This is a genomic window from Streptomyces sp. NPDC029526, assembly GCF_040637405.1.
GTDB lineage: Bacteria > Actinomycetota > Actinomycetes > Streptomycetales > Streptomycetaceae > Streptomyces.
Map to the genome: position 1 here is coordinate 1 of NZ_JBEZWE010000046.1, position 3,600 is coordinate 3,600.

The window sequence follows — 3,600 nt, forward strand, 5'->3', positions numbered from 1 at the left end:
ATAACATCCTTGTTAAATTGTTTATATCTGAAATAGTTCATACAGAAGACTCCTTTTTGTTAAAATTATACTATAAATTCAACTTTGCAACAGAATCTTATTATTTATTATCTTTTTACATTCATCAAAACTAGTTATATCTAACTTTTTTATTTTACAATTATCGAATTGCGACTCATTCATAGAAGTAATATTAACAACGGTTATAGTTAAAAGATGCTTATTTTTTAGTTTTTCAATAAGTGTAGTCCCAATATTACCAAAAGCTCCAATAATTAATATATTCATACTATATCACTCTCAAACACTGTTAATTCATATATTTAAGAATGTAAGATATAAGCAATGGAGATTGCTCTTCTTGAACTAGATGTCCCGCGTCACTTATTGGTATTAATTTAGAATTTGGTATTAAATTATTCAATTTATATCCTTGTTCAATCGGAATCCATTCGTCTTTTTCGCCCCATAAAATAAATACAGGAATCTCAATTTCACTATATTTACATTCAATTTCATCAGTGTATTTTTGGTTGGATTGTACAATTTGTTGATAAAAAGCTTTCTTTCCTTGTTCGCTTAACCAAGGTTTTTTCATTCCAGAAAGAGCCTCTTCATCTAACCTACTGTAAATTGCTCCTCCAATATATGAATTCAAAATACTTTCATGAATGTAATTAGGTAAACCAATAAAGGCTTCTTCGTATTTTTCAACGTGCTTATAAAAAGGTGATCCCCAAGGTGAAACAGCAACAGGATCTATTAACATCATTTTTTCAAACTTTTGATTATTTAGTAAATGTGTTCTTAAAATAGTAGCTCCACCAAAATCATGTCCAATTATTTTAGGCTGTTCTAATTGCCAATGTTCAATCAACTTAAAAAGAATTTCATTTTGTATTTTTAGCGATACATTTTCAACACCTTTTTCTGAAACGCCATAACCTAGAAGATCGTAATAATAAACAGTATACCATTCACTGAGAGCAGGAATAATCTTTCTCCAATTATATGAAGACCAAGGTGTTCCATGTACTAAAACCAAAGGTTCCCCAGAACCAACAATATTGTACTTAACATAACCATGTTCAGTCTTAAAAACTTTATCAGGATAGACAAACTTATTTTCCAATTATTATTCCTCCTTAATATAACTTAAGCAAATACTTTTATATATTTCAGCAAAATAGACAAACACCAAGTATCTAAACTAATAATAAAGTACGATTAAGTTTTATTTTGTGCTAAATCTGGATGAACAAATAGGTTAGCGTTTGGATAACTCAACAAAACCATCTTATAGTATACGCCCTAAACACACAATGTCCTTTACAATATCCTAACAAAACTGTCACTTTACTCGATATATGAGAATGATTTTACTTAGTAAATTAAAAGCCAACGAACATTTTCAAAGTGTTCGTTGGCTTTTTTTATTAATTTTATATAATTACAATTATATGAGTTAACTACTTAAATATTGAGAAACATAGTTTTCCGACGTAATGCTGTTCTAATGCCAAATGAGCTGATTTATATTCATCTAAATCAAACACTTTATCTACGTGAATAGTTGGCTGGTTTGAATTTATCCACTTTAAGAATGAGGTAAGTAAATTTAAGTCAATATCAGCATAGTAAGGTTTGACTGTTAAATCACTTCTATCAATATTAAGTTCTTGAATTCCGTAAGGAAATACAACTTTTCCATTAGGTTTTATATTTTCAACTAGTTGATCTGCTATAATACCACCAGTGGTGAAAAAAGCTGAATCAAATTGATTAATATCAAACATTGACATGATTTCTTGTGAATTAAATTTTTTTCCATCAACAACATTATTGACACCTAGACTTTTAGCTAATCTGATACCATCGTTACCTGATACTATAGCAAAAATGTTTGCACCAAATGATTTTGCTATTTGAATGGCAATATGTCCTACTCCACCACTTGCCCCATGAATAAGAACATTATCATTTTTTTTGATATTTAATACATCTACCAATCCTCTATATGCAGTAAGTCCAATACCAGATACCGCAGAAGATTCTTCATAACTTAAGCACCGTGGTTTCAAATATACATGAGAGTCAGGTACTGCTACATATTCTGCATAAAAACCCCCTTTAGAATTTAAAAAACTCACTGCACACACTATATCTCCAACCTTATAGTTTTTTACATTTTTTCCTATTTTTATGATCTCTCCAACACCCTCAGAACCCAAAATATAAGGGAAATCAACTGATAAATTGAGCATTTTTTCATATCCACCTTCTCTTTCAAAAATATCCCACTGACCAATACCAGCATAAAATAATTTTATTAAAACTTCATTTTCATTTATTTTAGGTAAGTTAACTTCATTCAAATTCAATTTTTCTGCATTGCCAAATTCATTTAGCGTAATAGCTCTCATGTAAAATTCCTCCTTCAATGTTTATGTTAATATTACTATATAAACTTGCCATAAGTTGTCATGATTAGGAGGAGATTAATATAAATAAAATCCAAAAAATATTTAACCTCATTATGTATATTAATAATAAGAAAGAATTTACTGCTAGAGAAATATCCGAAGAGTTTTCTATTTCTATAAGGACGGCTCATCGATATTTGTTAGAAATAAGTGAATTAGGCATACCTTTATACACTGAAGTTGGCAAGTATGGGGGATATAGAGTGTTAGAAAATAGAATACTTCCACCTATTATCTTTAATGAAGAAGAAGCAATATCAATTTATTTTGCCTTTCAATCATTAGAATTTTATCAACAAATTCCCTTTGATATAAATATACAAACTGTAAAAGAAAAATTATACTTATCATTTCCATTAGATGCGAAAAAATTAATAAAAAGATACAATCAATATTTCAAGTTCTGGAATTCAAAAAAGCAACCTATAGATATAAGTTTGAAAAATATAATACTATCTTCAGTTAATAGTGAAATATTGAAGATTAGCTACCATGCTGTAAAAGAAAATTCTATACGTAAAATAATACCTATTGGTTTATATGCGTATAGTGGAAATTGGTACGTTCCCTCATATGATTTGATTAAGAAGGAAATGCGTACTTTTAGAGTTGATAGAATTAAAGATATTACATTCACAAAAAAATATCACAATATAGATTTCCAGCTTAATGAATATTTAAATAATATACAAAGTGATCCTAATGAACATGAAAGTCAACGTTTACAAGCAGAGTTCAATAAGGAAGGTATAAAGAAATGCAATGACGAGTATTGGTTACAAAAAAATTTGATGATAGAACATCAAAACTATGGATATATTGATTTATTGATTAAATCTCAAGAATTAGAATATTTGAAATCTCTGTTTTTAACATTTGGAAAAGATGTAAAAATAAAATCCCCAATTCAATTAAGGAATATGCTAGTCAAAGAACTTAAGAGTACATTGAAAGTATACGAAAGTTGATTAGATTAAAGCGTGTACAGAAAATAACCATTTTCTGTACACTCTTGTTTTATGTCTAAATATGTCACTTTCGTAATTATTCTGCACTAATTCAGACGATAATTTGCATTATAATTAAATAACACAGCTTGTCTTCTTACGAAGACAAG

At 28.5% G+C, this 3,600-nt stretch carries 3 protein-coding genes; 1 reads left to right on the forward strand and 2 read right to left on the reverse strand.

Features of this window, described 5'->3' with window-relative positions:
- Positions 1 to 310: 310 nt before the first annotated feature.
- Entirely contained in the window at positions 311 to 1,132 is an 822-nt protein-coding gene (locus AB0F01_RS31350) for an alpha/beta hydrolase (RefSeq protein WP_075345162.1), read from the reverse strand.
- Positions 1,133 to 1,469: 337 nt separating this feature from the next.
- On the reverse strand, positions 1,470 to 2,423 hold the full coding sequence (locus AB0F01_RS31355; protein WP_222985274.1) for an NADP-dependent oxidoreductase: 954 nt from the start codon (positions 2,421 to 2,423) through the stop codon (positions 1,470 to 1,472).
- A 113-nt stretch (positions 2,424 to 2,536) separates the two neighbouring features.
- On the opposite strand from AB0F01_RS31355, the gene AB0F01_RS31360 reads away from it, so the two are divergent.
- Complete coding sequence (locus tag AB0F01_RS31360; protein WP_083319556.1) at positions 2,537 to 3,451, forward strand: YafY family protein; 915 nt, start codon at positions 2,537 to 2,539, stop codon at positions 3,449 to 3,451.
- The last annotated feature ends 149 nt before the right edge of the window (positions 3,452 to 3,600 follow it).

Bases quoted from the DNA above. Each gene is read 5' to 3' on its own strand.
- AB0F01_RS31360 (WP_083319556.1), top strand. From the start codon at position 2,537: ATGTATATTAATAATAAGAAAGAATTTACTGCTAGAGAAATATCCGAA.
- AB0F01_RS31355 (WP_222985274.1), bottom strand. From the start codon at position 2,423: ATGAGAGCTATTACGCTAAATGAATTTGGCAATGCAGAAAAATTGAAT.